17 protein-coding genes and 1 tRNA gene are annotated in these 14,099 nt (G+C 67.4%); 8 read left to right on the forward strand and 10 right to left on the reverse strand.

All coding sequences use genetic code 11. The annotated features are described in order from the left end of the window. Positions 1 to 35: 35 nt before the first annotated feature. The 5 genes from EGH21_RS03320 to EGH21_RS03340 form a co-directional block, all read right to left on the reverse strand. Positions 36 to 575 (reverse strand): NTP transferase domain-containing protein, encoded by a 540-nt coding sequence (locus EGH21_RS03320; protein WP_220617304.1) that lies wholly within the window; start codon positions 573 to 575, stop codon positions 36 to 38. Further along, on the reverse strand, positions 575 to 1,351 hold the full coding sequence (gene cobS / locus EGH21_RS03325; protein ID WP_220617040.1) for an adenosylcobinamide-GDP ribazoletransferase: 777 nt from the start codon (positions 1,349 to 1,351) through the stop codon (positions 575 to 577). The genes EGH21_RS03320 and cobS overlap by 1 nt, the downstream gene beginning before the upstream one ends. Further along, the gene (gene cbiB / locus EGH21_RS03330; protein ID WP_220617041.1) at positions 1,342 to 2,259 is read right to left on the reverse strand and encodes an adenosylcobinamide-phosphate synthase CbiB; all 918 of its coding nucleotides are present in this window, start codon (positions 2,257 to 2,259) and stop codon (positions 1,342 to 1,344) included. Before cbiB ends, cobS begins: the two co-directional genes overlap by 10 nt. Continuing rightward, a complete protein-coding gene (locus EGH21_RS03335; protein ID WP_220617042.1) occupies positions 2,253 to 2,891 on the reverse strand; it encodes an HAD family hydrolase in 639 nt (212 codons plus the stop codon). The genes cbiB and EGH21_RS03335 overlap by 7 nt, the downstream gene beginning before the upstream one ends. 112 nt (positions 2,892 to 3,003) lie before the next feature. Then, positions 3,004 to 3,252 carry a PRC-barrel domain containing protein gene (locus EGH21_RS03340; RefSeq protein WP_220617043.1) on the reverse strand — a complete coding sequence of 83 codons (249 nt, stop codon included), beginning with the start codon at positions 3,250 to 3,252 and terminating at the stop codon, positions 3,004 to 3,006. Between the two features lie 118 nt (positions 3,253 to 3,370). Here EGH21_RS03340 and EGH21_RS03345 point away from each other — a divergent pair, with 118 nt between their 5' ends. Further along, complete coding sequence (locus EGH21_RS03345) at positions 3,371 to 4,030, forward strand: helix-turn-helix domain-containing protein (protein ID WP_220617044.1); 660 nt, start codon at positions 3,371 to 3,373, stop codon at positions 4,028 to 4,030. A gap of 30 nt (positions 4,031 to 4,060) precedes the next feature. On the opposite strand, the gene EGH21_RS03350 is transcribed toward EGH21_RS03345, so the two are convergent. Together EGH21_RS03350 and EGH21_RS03355 are read right to left on the reverse strand one after the other, a co-directional pair. Then, entirely contained in the window at positions 4,061 to 4,390 is a 330-nt protein-coding gene (locus EGH21_RS03350) for a hypothetical protein (RefSeq protein WP_220617045.1), read from the reverse strand. A gap of 148 nt (positions 4,391 to 4,538) precedes the next feature. Continuing rightward, a complete protein-coding gene (locus EGH21_RS03355; RefSeq protein WP_220617046.1) occupies positions 4,539 to 5,297 on the reverse strand; it encodes a YihY/virulence factor BrkB family protein in 759 nt (252 codons plus the stop codon). Between the two features lie 178 nt (positions 5,298 to 5,475). Here EGH21_RS03355 and EGH21_RS03360 point away from each other — a divergent pair, with 178 nt between their 5' ends. Beyond that, complete coding sequence (locus EGH21_RS03360; protein ID WP_220617047.1) at positions 5,476 to 6,540, forward strand: succinylglutamate desuccinylase/aspartoacylase family protein; 1,065 nt, start codon at positions 5,476 to 5,478, stop codon at positions 6,538 to 6,540. 203 nt (positions 6,541 to 6,743) lie between these two features. Here the strand turns inward: EGH21_RS03360 and EGH21_RS03365 are convergent, their stop codons facing one another. Further along, positions 6,744 to 7,733 (reverse strand): aldo/keto reductase, encoded by a 990-nt coding sequence (locus EGH21_RS03365; protein ID WP_220617048.1) that lies wholly within the window; start codon positions 7,731 to 7,733, stop codon positions 6,744 to 6,746. Positions 7,734 to 8,315: 582 nt separating this feature from the next. On the opposite strand from EGH21_RS03365, the gene EGH21_RS03370 reads away from it, so the two are divergent. Beyond that, entirely contained in the window at positions 8,316 to 9,497 is a 1,182-nt protein-coding gene (locus EGH21_RS03370; protein ID WP_220617049.1) for a pyridoxal-phosphate-dependent aminotransferase family protein, read from the forward strand. 201 nt (positions 9,498 to 9,698) lie between these two features. Here the strand turns inward: EGH21_RS03370 and EGH21_RS03375 are convergent. Continuing rightward, positions 9,699 to 9,772, reverse strand: a tRNA-Tyr gene (locus EGH21_RS03375). Between the two features lie 124 nt (positions 9,773 to 9,896). Between EGH21_RS03375 and EGH21_RS03380 the strand changes: the two genes are divergently transcribed. From EGH21_RS03380 to ftsZ, 4 genes are all read left to right on the forward strand, one after another. Continuing rightward, positions 9,897 to 10,115, forward strand: a complete 219-nt coding sequence (locus tag EGH21_RS03380) for an RING finger protein (RefSeq protein WP_220617050.1) — start codon at positions 9,897 to 9,899, stop codon at positions 10,113 to 10,115. An 80-nt stretch (positions 10,116 to 10,195) separates the two neighbouring features. Beyond that, positions 10,196 to 10,825 (forward strand): double zinc ribbon domain-containing protein, encoded by a 630-nt coding sequence (locus tag EGH21_RS03385; protein WP_220617051.1) that lies wholly within the window; start codon positions 10,196 to 10,198, stop codon positions 10,823 to 10,825. A 216-nt stretch (positions 10,826 to 11,041) separates the two neighbouring features. After that, positions 11,042 to 11,236: a ribbon-helix-helix domain-containing protein gene (locus EGH21_RS03390; RefSeq protein WP_220617052.1), complete on the forward strand. Its 195-nt coding sequence runs from the start codon at positions 11,042 to 11,044 to the stop codon at positions 11,234 to 11,236. Positions 11,237 to 11,238: 2 nt separating this feature from the next. Then, positions 11,239 to 12,468, forward strand: coding sequence for a cell division protein FtsZ (gene ftsZ, locus EGH21_RS03395; protein WP_220617053.1), 1,230 nt, complete (start codon positions 11,239 to 11,241; stop codon positions 12,466 to 12,468). A gap of 55 nt (positions 12,469 to 12,523) precedes the next feature. On the opposite strand, the gene ncsA is transcribed toward ftsZ, so the two are convergent. Further along, on the reverse strand, positions 12,524 to 13,519 hold the full coding sequence (gene ncsA / locus EGH21_RS03400; RefSeq protein ID WP_220617054.1) for a tRNA 2-thiolation protein NcsA: 996 nt from the start codon (positions 13,517 to 13,519) through the stop codon (positions 12,524 to 12,526). A gap of 112 nt (positions 13,520 to 13,631) precedes the next feature. Here ncsA and EGH21_RS03405 point away from each other — a divergent pair, with 112 nt between their 5' ends. Continuing rightward, positions 13,632 to 14,099: a DUF4442 domain-containing protein gene (locus EGH21_RS03405; RefSeq protein WP_220617055.1), complete on the forward strand. Its 468-nt coding sequence runs from the start codon at positions 13,632 to 13,634 to the stop codon at positions 14,097 to 14,099.

Consider the following 14,099-nt stretch of genomic DNA (forward strand, 5'->3'; position numbering starts at 1 on the left):
CCCAAAGGAGAGGACCGACGAGAAAGTTTCGCGGCTCAGAGGAACTGTTCGGCGACGCGGGCGTCAGCGAGGGTGTTGACGTTGACCGCCACGCGCACGTCGTCGGTCAGCCACGCGTCCTCGCCGGCGTCGCCGACGACGTTGACGCCGGTGGGTGCGACCGCACGCCCGTCTCGCTCGAAGGTGGTGTCGTCGCTCACACCGAGTTCCCGCTTGCGAGCGGCGGGGACCAGCACCGACAGCGACCCACCCTCGTGGGCAGCGAGCACCCGGTCGAGTATCGCACCGTCGAGCAGGGGGAGGTCCGCCGCGACGGTCAGGACGGGCGTCGAGAGTTGGGGGTCGCCCAGCGCCGCGTCGAGGTCCGCGACGTAGCCGTCGCCGGGCGTCGCGACGGTCGGGACGGCGAGGTGTCTGCGCGTCTCCGGTGCGTTCGGCGACGTGGCGGCGTAGACGGCGTCGACACCGCTGTCGGCGAGGGCGTCAAGGACCCGGTCGACCATCGGGACGCCGCCGACCCGGAACAGGGGTTTCTCGGCGTCGGCGTCGAGGCGCGTACCGCGCCCGCCACACATCACGAGAGCGTCCACGCGAGCACCCCCCAGTCGACCAGCGCCCACGTCGCCACGGCGGCGTGGAGCGCGACCACCCGGGCGAGTTCGTTGGTCGCACCGAACACGTCGCCGCCGACGCCGCCGAGCCGTCGGTCTGCCCACCGATTCAGCGAAAGGGCCACAGCGACGCTCGCGACGCTCGCGACGGCGGTCGCGGGGAGCGCGAGGAGCGCCGCGGGCACCGCGACGACGAGCGGGCCGGCGAGGTCCGACGGCCCCTGCCCGTCGAGTATGGTCGCGCCGAACCCCTCGTGACTCGGCGTGCCGAGACAGGCCAGCGTCGCCATCGCGAGTTTCGCGCCGACTTCGCTGGCGAGGACGACGGCGACGGCGGCGAGGAGCGGGAGTCGCGCCGCCGCGAGCGCTCCCAGCCCAAGTCCGAGCAGGCCCGTCCCGAGGGCGAGCACCGCGCCGACGCCGACGGTGGTGTCGCGCATCACCTCGCGACGTTCGGCCGGGTCGCCGTGGACGACGGCGGCGTCCCCGAGGTCGGCGAGGCCGTCGGCGTGGTTGACACCCGTGACCAGCACCACCGCGGCGAGGTACGCCGCGGCGACGACCGGGGCCGGAAGCAAGCCGACGGCGAGGAACGGCACGGCGACGAGGGCGCCGACGACGTACCCCGCCAGCGGGAAGGCGGCTGGCGTCGCAGTGAAGGCGTCCCACGCCGCCTCGCTGTGGCCGACGGGCAGACGGGAGAGGAAACCCAGCGCGCCGCGGAGGGCGCTCAGAACCACGTCGCCACCCCCGCCAGCGCGTACGAGAGGAGGCCGGCCACGGCGACCCCGCGAACGCCGCGTCGGGCCCGCGCGACCGTCGGGAGCGGCGCGTCGGCGTTCAGGACGTAGACGCCCGGCTTCTCCAGTCGGACGTCCAGCGCGGCCGCGGCGACGCCCATCGGCCACCCCGAGTTCGGCGACGGGACGCGGGCCAGCCACGAGCGAGCGCCTAGCAGCGAGCGCGGGTCCGCGAACGCGACGGCGAGCAAGAGCGCGCTCACGCGGGCCGGGAGCCACATCACGGCGTCGTCGAGTCGTGCGGCCGGGGTCCCGACGCGCTTCGAGCGGTAGCCCAGCATCGAGTCCATCGTGTTGACCGCCTTGACCCACGCGGCGGCCCCGGCGGCCAGTGCGAGCGCCGAGAGTCCGACGTGCGGCGCGAGAACGGCCCCGAGGACGAACGCTCCGAGCGAGGCGACCAGTCCGTCGGCGAGGTTCTCGGCGGCGCTCTCGACGGCCGCGCCCCGCAGGAGGCCCGGCGAGAGGTCGCTCGCGTCCCGACCGGCCAGCGCGAGCAGTCCCTCGCGGGCGGCCGCGAGGTCCGTCTCGGTGTCGGCGACGACCGAGCGAGCGGCGTCCAGCAGGCGGCGGAGACTGGTCGCCAGAAAGAGGACGAGGCCGGCGAGGAGGACGCCGAGCGCCGGATGGGCCGTACTGCCCGTCGCGACGGTCGCGACGGCCACGAGCGCCGCGAACAGGGGCAGCGCCACCGCCGCGAGCGACCCCGCCACGAGCGGCCGCGACCACTCGCGGTCCAGCGGCGCGACCAGCGACCCGAACCACGCGACGGGGTGGAGCCGCGTCGGTGGCTCGCCGACGACGGCCTCCAGCGTGGCGGCGACGAGGACGGCCACGGCAGTCAGCACAGCGACCCCTCCCGGAGTCGGGCGGCAATCTGCGACAGCGAACAGTCGTCGAGCAGAACCGACGTCGCGCCGACGCGCCCGGCCCCGCCGTCCGTGCGAGCGTCGTCGCCGACGTGGACCAGGTCCGAGAGCGGGACGCCGAGCGCGTCGGCCGTCGCTTGGAAGATGCGCTCGTGGGGCTTGCGCCAGCCACAGTCGACGCTCGTGACGACGACGTCGGGCCCGAGGGCCGTCTCGGGGCCGAGGGCGGCCCGGTCGAGCGTGCGTTCGACCAGTCCCGGGACGCTGCAGTTCGAGCAGACGGCGACAGGGCCGCGGTCGTGGGCCGCCCGGAGCACGTCGCGAGCGCCGTCCCTGACGGTGACCGGCGCGTCGAACGCCGCCAGCACAGCCTCGCGCGCAGCCTCGGGCGAGACGTCGACGCCGCGACTCGCCAGCGCGAGGCGGACGTGTTCGTCCAGAGGCGCCTCCCGGCCGCGTTCGTACTCGCGATGGGACTGCCGGTAGGCGGCCTCCCAATCGTCTGGGACGCGGACGTCCCGCGCGGCGAGGCTGTCGGCTACGGCGTCCCACGGCGCGTCGGGCCGGTCGGCGTCGACGAGCGTCCCGAACAGGTCGAGGGAGAGTGCCACGTCCGTGTGGTTACTGCAATCGCACTTGAACTGTGCGGTGGGCAGGCCGAGCGAACGGGCCGGTGGCTCGCGACTCGGATACGTCGAAAACTGAGTCTGCCGACGTCGCGGCTTACAGGTCCGAGCGGAGTCGTATCTCGTCGTCGGTCACCGAATCTATCGACGCCTCCTGGAGTGGGTAGCCCTCGTCCTCGTCGGTGTCTTCCCAGCCGAGCGCGGTCTTGAGTTTCGTCGTGAGTCCGGGGTCGGGGTCGACGTAGGCCGTCCCGTACCGGTAGCCACTGACGATTCCGACGTCGGTGCCGTCGGCGGCGACGACGTCTTTGCCGATGTCGTCGTTCGTGAGTTCGACTGTCGACATTGCACTCGACCAGAAGGGCGTCCCGTACACCACGGTAGTGCTTGCACACGCAACGACGGTCGGGCGTGCCCGATCGACAGAAAGTTGTAAACGGCGGCCAGTCGCATATCGAACACCGATGCCCACCATCGTATCCGGGACGGTGCCAGCCAGCGACCTCGCGCTCAGTCACTCGCTGGAGGCGTTACCGGAGTTGCTGTTCGAAGTCGAGCGTATCGTGACCAGCGGTGACGACGCACTCATGCCGATGCTGTGGGTGAGGGGGGGTTCGCGGGCGGAGATAGAGTCGGCGCTGGACGAAGACCCGACCGTCGACGACGTCGACCTGCTCGGTGAGTTCGACGACGAGTGCCTGTTCAGGATGGAGTGGGTCAGCCGCATCGACCTCATCATGCAGATGCTCACCAACTCCGAGGCGACGGTCCTCGACGCCGTCGGAAAGAACGACCGCTGGAAGGTGCGGGTCCTCTACCCCCGCCGGTCGCTGTTCTCGAAGACCCACGACTTCTGTGAGGAACACGGGGTCGAGTTCGACGTCTCCTCCATCCGCGAACTGGACGAGGAACCGGCGGGTCGCTACGGGTTGACCAGCGCACAGTACGAGGTGCTCTCGGAGGCGTCCCGACGGGGGTACTTCAAGGTCCCCCGAGAGGTGAGCCTCTCGGAACTCGCCGACGAACTCGACATCTCACACCAGGCGGCGTCCGAGCGTCTCAGGCGGGCGACGGACGCGCTCGTCGAGGACACGCTGTTCGTCGGGATGACCGAACTGGAGTGACCGCGCCGAGGCGGCGAGGCCGCCGGCAGGTCACGCCCCGGTCGTGCCCGACCGGCGTCGTCGCCGGAGGTAGACGAGGAGTGCGAGGACACCGACGGAGAGGACTCGCTTCGACGGCAGGCGACGGCCCGAACTCGTCTGTGTCTGGTCGCCGTCGTCCGCCGTCGACTCGGACCGAGCCGGTTCACTCGACGGCTCCGAGTCCGTCTCGGCGTCGACGGCGTCGGCGGCCGCGTCCGACTGTGCGCCCTCGGCGAGGGCCTCGTGGACGGCCTCTTTGACCGGCCGTTTGAGCAACTGTTCGACGCTCGTCTGGACGCGGGCCCGCGGTCCGCGCTGCAGTGATGCTGAATCGCTCATCTGACAGACGAGGAGAGGGGTGGCACGACGAGGTGCGTGCTGCTTGCCAGCGCAAGTCACCGGACGGGTCCGGTGAACGGAGTCCCGTTTCGTGCTCGCGACCGTCGCGAGCGTCGCTATCCTGTCTCGCGTCCGGACGCGGCGAGCGCTACCAGTCGACCGCCGCGTTGACCACGACGCCGAGGAGGAGCACGACGGCGGCGAGATAGAGCGCGGTGACGAACAGGAGAATCGCCCCGATGTAGCCGTAGGCCGCGTACTGCCCGACGGCCCCGGCATAGTAGTGGAAGGCCACGGGGATGGTGACCCAGCCGACGGCGGCGAGGACGGTCCCCGGGAGCACGTGCCGGACGGTCGTATCGACCGGCGAGAGGGCGTAGTAGATGGGGACGAACGTGACGACGAGGACCGCCAGTGCGGCGACCGCACCCACCAACAGCGGGTGGGGAATCCGGAGGTCGGCGTAGGTGAGGCCGACGGCGGTCGCCGACAGGAGCGCGACCGCAGCGAGCAGCGACCCCATGACCAACAGGCTCCGGGCCAGTCGAGCGGGGAGCGAGACGTTCGAGACGCTCCCGTACACCTCCGTGAACGCGATACAGAGACCACGGAACACCTTGCTCCCGCTCCAGACGGCGACTGCCAGCCCGAGTGCCCCGGCAGTGCTGTGCCCGCGGGTGTTGGCTAGCAACTGTTCGAACACCGCCTGCCAGTGCTCCGTGAGCGTCGACCGCAACAGGTCCAGCAGGGTCGCCGTCCCGCCGACGGCCGAGAGCAGGGCCAGCGAGACGACGAGCAACGGCACGATGGACGCGAGGCCGTAGTACGCGATACTCGCGGCCATGAACGGGACGTTCTCCTCGCGGACGGTCCCGACGACGTCGCGGCCGGTCTCGACGACGCTCATCGACGGTCCCGTGTCGCCGAGCGACAGCAGTCGTCGCCGGACAGCCAGACAGCGTACATGTGGGAGACGTGACGGCGAAGACGCAAGTAGGGCGGGCAAGCGCAGGCAAGCGCAGGGGGACCCCGACCGGACAGATACGGGACCAACAGTCTTGTCGGAGGCCGCCATCACGAGCGGTATGGCCGACACCTTCCGCTACGAGGGCGAGGTTCCGCCGGGCGAGACGCGACACGTCCGGTACGAGGTGGGCGAGACGTACCTCGGGGACCCGATAGAGATTCCGGTGACCATCGTCAACGGCGACCACGACGGGCCGACGGTCGGGCTGACCGCCGCGCTCCACGGCGACGAACTCAACGGCGTGAAAGTGTTACAGGAGGTGGCCGACCGCTACACGCCGGCCGACGTCCACGGGACGCTGGTCTGTCTGCACGTCCTGAACGTGCCGGGCTACCTCGCCCAGACGCGGGACATCCCCATCTACGACCAGGACCTCAACCGTGCGTTCCCGGGCAGACCCCGGAGCAACACGGCCGAGCGGATGGCCGACCGCATCTACGACACGTTCGTCAGTCAGTGTGACCTCCTGCTGGACTTCCACACGTCGACGCGGAACCGGACGACGATGTACCACGCCCGGGCCGACACCAGCAACCCCGAGGTAGACCGGCTCGCGAGGGCCTTCGGCGCGAACGTCGTCATCGCCGGCCCCGGTGAGACGGGGTCGCTCCGCCGGACCGCCACGGACGACGGCATCCCGGCGGTGACCGTCGAGATGGGGAAGGCCCACCGGTTCCAGCCGACGCTCATCCACCGCGCGTTGGACGGCGTCGCCAGCGTCCTCGCGGAGTTCGGCGTCGACCCCGAGGCGACGGTCAGCTGGCCCGGCTGGTACCGCGCGGTGCCCGCCGACCAGGGCGACAAGACGTGGCTCCGGGCGGACACCGGTGGCCTCGTCGAGATGCGGTGGGGACCGTACCCGCTCGTCCAGGAGGGCGAGACTATCTGTACCATCAGCGACCACTTCAAGCACGAGGAACGCGTCGTCACCGCGCCGTTCACCGGCATCCTCGTCGGCGTGCTGGAGAACCCCGTCGCACAGCCCGGTCACCCGCTGTGTCACCTCGTCCGCATCGACGAGACGACCCACGACGAAATCGTCGCGGAGATAGACCGCGGGGAGTTCGACGGCTACCGCCAGCGCGGCCTGCGCTGGCGCGGGGAGAGTCCGGCGCTGGACTGAGCGTCAGACACCTTCAACAATTATGACACGAGTGTAGTGATTTCTTATCCGAATTATTATACAAGCTCCGCTGGGTACGGTCAGATTTCGTATACGAAGTGCCGTACGGCGTAGTCTCAGCGCAGAAATCTCCAGTCGAACTAGGGGTCGCTATCTCGCTCGTATCTCGGTGAGATAGTGGTCCGAAGTCCGATATTTTCCCGTTACCAGCGGTGGTGGACGGCGTCGAAGACGTACTCCTCGTAGACGTCGCGCACCGCCCCGTGGGTCTGGTGTGAGAGCGGTGCCATCTCGCTGACGGCCGCGTTGGCCTCGATGTGGTCGGGCGTCGTCGACCCGGGGATGACCGTCGACACCGCGTCGTGGTCCAGAATCCAGCGCAGCGCCATCTGGGCCATCGTCATCCGCTCGGGGACGTGGTCGCGGAGTTCGTCGACGGCGTCGAACCCGTCGTCGACAGGCAGGCCGGCGAACGTCTCGCCCCGGTCGAACGCCTCGCCCTCGATGTTGAAGTTGCGGTGGTCGTTCTCGGGGAACTCGGTGTCCCGCGAGAGTTTCCCCGTCAGCAGTCCCGACGCGAGCGGTACGCGGACGACGACGCCGACGTCTCGTCGGGCGGCCTCCTCGAAGAACAGGTCCGCGGGGCGCTGTCGGAACATGTTGAAGATTATCTGGACCGTCTCGACGCCGGGGTACTCGATGGCCTTCAGCGCCTGTTCGACCTTCTCGACGCTGACGCCGTAGTGGTCTATCTTCCCCTCGTCTTTCAGTCGGTCCAGCGCCGCGAACGTCTCGGGTTGGTAGTACGCCTCGGTGGGCGGGCAGTGGAGTTGGACCAGTTCCAGCGAGTCGACGCCGAGGTACTCCCGCGAGCGGTCGACGAACTGCGAGAGGTTCTCGTAGTTGTAGCGGTCGGCGGTGTGGGGGTCCAGCCGTCGTCCGGCCTTCGTCGCGACGGTCACGTCGTCGCGGACGCCACGCTCGTCGAGTACCTCCGCGATGCGCTGTTCGCTGAAGCCGTCGCCGTAGACGTCCGCGGTGTCGATGAAGTCGATGCCGGCGTCGAGTGCAGCCCGGACGGCCTCCCGGCCCTCCTCTTCGTCGACGTCGCCCCAGTCGCCGCCGATGTTCCAGGTGCCGAAGCCGACGTCTGTCACGTCGTAGCCTGTCGTCCCGAGTTGGCGTCGATGCATACCCCGCGGTACGATTTCGGGACACTTGTGGCTGTGGTAAGCGGCACACGAGCGCTCTACCGAGGAAAAAGGGCGTGATGCCCGATAGCGTTGGCAGGGACGTGCCAGCGTGGACGCCGAGGGCTATTCGACCCACTTGGCCCGGCGGATGTCGTATCCACCGCAGACGGGACAGGAGTGGTGCTGGACTTCCAGTGACGCCTCACATACGATACATATGTACGGGCGTCTCGTTCGCTCCCCGAGTTGGGAAACGGTGCGTGCTTTGTCAAAGACTCCCATCGACGACCACATCCACGCTTCGACCCACACTGTCAAAAAGAGCGAGGATAGTTCACACCGTCCGGACGGTCGCAGTCTGGTGGTTCTCGGATTCGAGATGGTCCGGACTTGGGCGCGTGCACCGTCTCGCTACCCACCCGAATACGTAGAGTCATAGACACCACTCCCGCACCGTTCTCAGAGCAGATACCCCACTATCCTGATACGACAGCGCGGGTCGTACGTAATCTGATATGTCCGACGACGGTGAGTTGGGGCCGAACCACATTCTTCATAAAAATTGGGCCGTATTGGCCGAGTATGGTGGAGAAACCAGACGTCGGAGAGTTGGCACCGCCGAACCGCACACTGATGGGCCCCGGTCCGAGCGACGTCCACCCGCGCGTGTTGCGGGCGATGAGTACGCCACTCGTCGGCCATCTGGACCCCTCGTTCATCGACATCATGAACGAGGTGCAGGAGCTACTGCGCTACACTTTCCGCACAGACAACCAGTGGACGATTCCCGTCTCCGGCACCGGGTCGGCGTCGATGGAGGCCGCCGTCGGCAACCTCGTCGAACCCGGCGACACGATGCTCGTCCCGACGAACGGTTACTTCGGCGACCGGATGGCCAGCATGGCCGAACGCGCCGGCGGCGAGGTCGTCACCGTCGACGCGCCGTGGGGCGAACCGCTGGACCCCGTCGACGTCGAGACGGCCTTCGACGAGCACAGCCCAGACGTGTTCGGCTTCGTCCACGCGGAGACGAGCACCGGCGTCCTCCAGCCGTCGGTCCCGGAACTGACCAGCATCGCCCACGAGAACGACGCGCTGGTCGTCGCGGACACGGTCACCTCGCTGGGGGGCGTGGAGTTCCGCGCCGACGAGTGGAACGTCGACGTGGCCTACTCCGGCCCACAGAAGTGCCTCTCGTGTCCCCCCGGCGCGAGTCCGCTGACGCTCAACGACGACGCGATGGACAAGGTGCTCTCTCGCGAGACCCAGCCACGCTCGTGGTACCTCGACCTCTCTCTGCTCGAAGGCTACTGGGGCGACGAACGGGCCTACCACCACACCGCGCCCATCACCAACGTCTACGCGCTCCGGGAGGCCCTCCGGTTGGTCGCCGAGGAAGGTATCGAGGAGCGCTGGGCCCGCCACCGCTCGGTCGCGAGTGCGCTCAAGACCGGCGTCGAGGCGATGGGCTTAGAGATGAACGCTCCCGACGCCTACTGGCTCCCGAGCCTCAACACCGTCCGCGTGCCCGACGGCGTCGACGACGGCGCGGTCATCGAGTACCTGCTCGACGAGTACGATCTCGAAATCGCGAGCGGCCTCGGTGCGCTGGCAGGCGACATCTGGCGCATCGGCTGTATGGGTCACTCCGCCCGCGCGAAGAACGTCAGCTACCTCATGACCGCGCTGGGCGACGCGCTCAGCGAACAGGGTGCCGACGTGGACGTCGAGGCCGGACTGGCCGCGACCGGCGACGCGCTGTAAGAGGCCGTCGGCGTCGCGACCGCTGTTCTCACAGTTCGGCCGACGACTGCGACCACTACACGACGCCGTTCGACCCGAGACAGTTCGAGCAGTCGCTTCCTAGCAGACGTGACGTGTCGGCGGAGTCGAGCCTGAGCGGCGTGAGCGCTCACGGAGACACGAGACGAGCAGAGCTACGAGCCGAAACGACGGGAGAAGGAGTCCGCCCTCCCCGATTTGAACGGGGGACAAGTCGATCTACAGTCGACTGCTCTACCAGTCTGAGCTAAGGGCGGGCTGTACCCGAAATTACCCCGCCGTCCAGACTTAAGCATTGTTATTCGGTGGTGGTTCGCGGAGTAGTCACACGGTTCACCCACGTAACACGTAAACCACCGCTCGTTGTAGCTGGGAGTACACGTGCTCACCGACTGTCCCTACTGTGGCGACCCGCTGACCAACGAGCTACAGTCGGTGACGTGTGACCACTGCGGCGAGGGGTTCCACGTCCCGTGTGCTCGCGACGCGGGTGAGTTCGCCGTCGAGGAGGAGTCACACTTTCTGCGGTCGAACACCTATCGCATCGACTGCCCGAACTGCGGTGACTCGTGGAGCACCGGGTTCGACCCCCGCGAGTAGCCCGCTCGCCGTCGGCAGACGTCCGTCAGACACAGCGGGAAGATTGAAATACCCGGGTGACAACGTGTATGACGAGTCGGATGAGTAAGATAACGTTCCGCGCCGACGACGACCTCATCGAGCGACTCGAGGCCTACGACGCCTCGAAGAGCGAGGTCATGCGGGAGGCGCTCCGAGCGTACCTGGACGGCGACGCGGAGTCGTCAGACACTCGCTCGGCCGATGCACACCCGGTGACAGACACCGAGAGCATCGACGAACTCATCGCGGAGCGTGTCGACACCATCATCGCCGACCGACTGGAGGAGGCGGTGCCGAGTCGTCAGCCCCAGGACGTCAACGTAAACATCAACCTCGACGGCGATACAGACGCTGTATCGGCCGGACAGGCAGATTCGGCGACCGCGTCAGACGGCGTGTCTAACGAGGCGTCGAAAGACGTGTCACACGGGCGCGACAGTCGTAAGACAGGCGTCGACGAGCCCGAAAACGCGGCGAAAACGGAGGCTCGCCCGTGCGCCCAATGTGGTGAAAACCTGTCTGACGACCACGTTTACTGCCCGAACTGCGGTGAGAAAGCGTCCCGGCGTGTGTTCTGTGATTGCGGGGACGAACTCCGGTCTGACTGGGGCTTCTGCCCGAGCTGTGGCCGACGGACGCCGGCGGCCGACGTCCTCGACCAGACGAGAAGTGGTGCAAACGAACGATAGAGAGTGTCTCGACCCGTAAACGGAGTTTTGTCATACACTCGGCGGTAGTTTTAATATCCCCCAGTCTGTGGTACCTTGTGCGTAAGACGGTCGTCTTACACAGCGGGCGTCGGGGTGGCATCCCCGCCACTGTCTGGCGGTTTCGCTGTGTAAACGGTCGTGCGGGTCGTAAACACGCCCCGCTCGGACCGTCTTACCCAAAGGGGACTACCAACCATGGAGCGTGTGACACTACGGATTCCGAAGCAGCAGATCGAAGAGGTCGAACAGATGGTCGAAACGGGGGAGTACCCCAACCGGAGCGAGGCGATCCGGTCGGCCGTCCGTGAGATGCTCGCAGAACAGGACGGTTCCGAACGTGCCTCCGAGAAGAGCAAGGGCAAGCGCAAGCGAACCTGGGCGAGGGCGTAACGATGCAGGATATCGTCAACGAGGCCCTCGAACGCGACGAGCAGGAACAGAAGCAACTGTCCGACGAGGACGTCGACGGGTTCGGTGACCCGCGCATCGTCATCGTCGGCTGTGGTGGTGCCGGGAACAACACCGTCAATCGACTCTACAACATCGGCGTCGAAGGTGCCGACACCGTGGCCATCAACACGGACAAGCAGCACCTGAAGATGATCGAGGCCGACACGAAGATTCTGGTCGGCAAATCCCTCACCAACGGCCTCGGTGCCGGTGGCGACCCCTCGATGGGTGAGCGCGCCACCGAGATGGCACAGGGGACCATCAAGGAGGTACTCGGCGACGCCGACCTCGTGTTCGTCACCGCCGGGATGGGTGGCGGGACCGGTACCGGTGCCGCCCCCGTCGTCTCGAAGATAGCCAAAGAGCAGGGCGCGATCGTCGTCGGCATGGTGTCGACGCCGTTCAACGTCGAGCGGGCCCGTACGGTCAAGGCCGAAGAAGGCTTGGAGAAGCTTCGCAACGAAGCCGACTCCATCATCGTGCTGGACAACAACCGCCTGCTCGACTACGTCCCGAACCTGCCCATCGGCAAGGCGTTCTCGGTGATGGACCAGATCATCGCCGAGACGGTCAAGGGCATCTCCGAGACCATCACCCAACCGAGCCTCATCAACCTCGACTACGCCGACATGACCTCCATCATGAACCAGGGCGGCGTCGCGGTGATGCTCGTGGGTGAGACCCAGGACAAGAACAAGACCGAGGAGGTCGTCAAGGACGCGATGAACCACCCGCTGCTGGACGTGGACTACCGCGGCGCCAGCGGTGGTCTGGTCCACATCACCGGCGGCCCCGACCTCACCCTGAAGGAGGCAGAGGGCATCGCCCAGAACATCACCGAACGCCTCGAGGCCTCGGCGAACGTCATCTGGGGCGCCCGGATTCAGGAGGAGTACAAGGGCAAGGTCCGCGTCATGGCCATCATGACCGGCGTCCAGTCCGCACAGGTGCTCGGTCCGACCACCCAGAAGCAGGCCAACAAGTCCCGCGAGGCCATCGAGGAGGTCGGCGACGACACCTCCTTCGACGCGAGCGACAACGTCGAGAGCTTCGACGGCGCCAGCGCCGGCGGCAGCAGTTCCGGCGGCCACACCGGCTACGGCGAGACCGACGGCGGCCGCGACCAGCGAGAGAAGAACAACGGACTCGACGTCATCCGGACGAACGAGTAACGTTCGACCTCGCCTTCTCCGTTCTCTCGACGCCGACCCGTGAGCGACCGCGTTTTCAGACCGCTTCGAGCGCGTCCAGTAGGTTGCACTTCCGACAGAGGTCCCGTGCCGTCGGGGCACCGCACCGCTCGCACTCGCCGAAGTCCCGCTCGCTGTCCTCGCCGCCGTAGGCGTCGGCCGCCAGCGCCGCGAGTTTCTCGTAGCCGGCCATGATGGAGTGGCGGGTGCCCGGATGGTTCTCCTCCAGCCCGAGCATCAGCTCCTGAATCTCGCCGCGGTAGGCCTCCTCGGCGTGGGGACACTCGGTGATGTGGGCCGGCAGGTCCCGGAAGCGAGCGTACAGCGCTATCTCCTTCTCGGGGACGTCACGGAGCGGTTTGGCCCGCGGGACGTGGTGGTCCTGTGCTTCGCGTGTCTGCTCGGTCGGCGCGCCGTCGTGGTCCTCGAAGGGGCCGAGCGAGGCGTCGAAGTGTTTGGCCATCTGGTCGACGTCGCCCTCGAGGAAGTTCATCAGCGCCGTCTCGGCCTCGTCGTCGAGGTTGTGGCCGGTCAGTAGTTTGTCCGCGTCCAGTTCCTCGGCGTAGCGCGAGAGGATGTCCCGGCGGAACACGCCACAGTACGCGCAGGCGGCCATGCCCTCGGGGTCCTTCTCGACGACGTCGTCCATCTGCACGTCGAACTCGTCGGCGTAGGTGACCACCTCGTGGCGGATGCCCAACTCGGCGGTCAGTTCCTCGCAGGCCTCCAAGCTCTTGTCGCGGTACCCCTCGATGCCCTCGTGGATAGAGAGCGCGACGAGTTCGATTCGGGGGTCCCGCTCGAACACGTCGTGGAGAATCTCCGTGAGGACGACGCTGTCTTTCCCACCCGAGAGGCCGACGACCCACGTCTCGGGGTCCTCGGGCGTGGCGTCGTCCGGGACCAGTCCGTCCTCGCGGATGCGTCGTCGGACGCGCTTCTCGACGGCCCGACAGAGGTGGTCCTCACAGAGATAGAGGCCGGAGTAGGCCGCGTGCAGCACCGCGTCGTCCCCGCACTTGTCACACTCCATTGGCTCGGACATTCGTGCGAGCGGTGGTGAGGGTTTCGTCTCGTCTCGAAACCTCGTTGGGGTTGTTTCTCGATGGAAACGGTCATACGCGTCCGACCACGTGTGAGGCGTAATGAGCGAATCGTGGCGGACACGGCTGGAGCGGGTCGTGTTCAACCTCTACCCCGCGTATCTGGGTACCGGCGGCCGGGTGACACACATCGAGGCGGACTGGTCGGAGGTACGCGTGCGACTCCCGCTGTCGTGGCGGACCAGAAACGTCGTCGGGACCATCTTCGGCGGGAGTCTCTACAGCGCCGTCGACCCCTTCTACATGATGATGCTGATGCGCCGACTGGACGACTCGTACGTCGTGTGGGACAAGGCTGCGTCCATCCGGTTCCACAAGCCGGCCGAAGAGACGCTGTACGCGACGTTCGAACTCCCCGACGCGGAGGTCAGCGCCGTCGAAGACGAACTGGCAGACCGAGACTCGGTCGACAGGGAGTACGAGGTCGAACTGGTCGACGACGAGGGCGTCGTCCACGCCGTCGTCGAGAAGACGGTCCACGTCAGTACCGACGAGACGAAACGCGCCTGA

Source organism: Haloarcula rubra, assembly GCF_019599465.1.
GTDB classification, from domain to species: Archaea; Halobacteriota; Halobacteria; order Halobacteriales; family Haloarculaceae; genus Haloarcula; species Haloarcula rubra.